The following is a 1538-nucleotide window of genomic DNA, read 5'->3' on the forward strand; positions in this document are numbered from 1 at the left end:
AGCGCGGCAGGCCCCGCGCCCGCAGCTACATCGACCTGGGCGGCGCCACCTGGGGGGTGCCGTCGGCGGGCCCGCCGGTCTTCCTCGACCCCGAGCTGCGCCACCTCAACGACGACCACGGCGACGAGGGCAACATCTTCCCCGACCAGATGGTCTTCCTCGAGCAGATGCGCATCCACGGCAACGAGGGCGGCATCCTGATGATCCCCGGCTCGGTCGCCGACGTGCGTGGCAGCGAGCTCGAGCTCACCCACCCGTTCGACCCGGACGAGATCTACGGCGACAAGGCCGCCTACATCGAGAAGATGGCGCAACGCTTCGCGCCGGTGCTCGAGGCGGAGAAGGCCACCTGGGCCACGGGCGATGGTCCGCTGCTGCCGCAGCTCAAGGAGCTGTTCGAGCCGATCATGGCGCAGAGCGATCTGATCTGCGACGGCATCGGCTATCCCGTCGGCCTGGTGCTCGGCGAGGAGACGGTGGTGCTGGACTTCCCCAAGCGGGTGGTGCGCGAGCCCATCGAGGGCGAGGGCCGCTACCGCTACGGCTTCCGCATCGCGCCCGAGCTGGTGCGCACGGTGCTGCGCGACAACGAGCCGGACTGGGTGAACACCATCTTCCTGTCCACCCGCTTCCAGGCCTGGCGCATCGGCGGCTACAACGAGTTCCTCTACACCTTCTTCAAGTGCCTGACCGACGAGCGCATCGCCTACGCCGACGGCTGGTTCTCCGAGGCGCACGACGACTCGGCCACCACCGAACTCGACGGCTGGCAGGTGCAGCGCCGCTGCCCGCACCTCAAGGCCGATCTGTCGAAATTCGGTGTGGTCGAGGGCAACACCCTCACCTGCAACCTGCACGGCTGGCAGTGGGATCTGGAGACCGGGCGCTGCAAGACCTCCAAGGGTCACGAGCTGCGGTCGGCCAAGCTCTGACCCTGCCGAGGCCAGGTCGCGAGCAGCAGCGCCACCAGGATCAACGCGCACCCGACGGTCGCTCTGACGGTGACCCCCGGCCCGCCCGGCACGAACAGGTCGAGCGCGACCGAGGCGACGAGCTGCCCGGCCACCGAGGTCAGCCCGAGCAACAGCACACCGATCCAGCGCACGGTCACCGCGCCGAGCCCGATGAAGGCCACCCCGATCGCCCCGCCGAGATAGAGCCACGGCTCGGCGGGGAGCGCGCCGGGCGCGCCGACCGCGAGCACCACCACCGACTCCAGCGCCACCAGCGCCGCGAACCCCACGGTGAAATTGATCAGCGTGGCCGCACCTGGCCCGCCCACCGCGCCGACCCGCCCGTTGACCGCCTGCTGCCAGGCCAGCCCCACACCCGCCAGCGCGGGCAGCGCCACCAGCAGCAGCGGCGGCGCGTCACGCACCTGCTCCGGTAAGGCCAGCCCGGCGGGCGCGCCCCCGGCCTCCGCGCTCGACGCGAGGAAGACCGCCCCGACGGCCAGCGCCGCCGCCACCGCCCGCGGCGGCGTCACCGGGGAGCGCCCGCACGGCGCCCCACCCAGCCGGGCCCACGCCAGACAGCTC

At 71.9% G+C, this 1538-nt stretch carries 2 protein-coding genes; one reads left to right on the plus strand and one right to left on the minus strand.

Features of this window, described 5'->3' with window-relative positions:
* Positions 1 to 932 (plus strand): Rieske (2Fe-2S) protein (locus QH283_RS00960; protein ID WP_280501129.1); only part of this gene is annotated, 932 nt, incomplete at its 5' end.
* Here the strand turns inward: QH283_RS00960 and QH283_RS00965 are convergent.
* On the minus strand, positions 905 to 1538 hold a 634-nt coding region (locus QH283_RS00965), incomplete at its 5' end, for a DMT family transporter (protein ID WP_280501130.1). The genes QH283_RS00960 and QH283_RS00965 overlap by 28 nt on opposite strands.

The sequence above is a fragment of the Nocardia farcinica genome, from assembly GCF_029867845.1.
Taxonomy (GTDB): domain Bacteria; phylum Actinomycetota; class Actinomycetes; order Mycobacteriales; family Mycobacteriaceae; genus Nocardia; species Nocardia farcinica_A.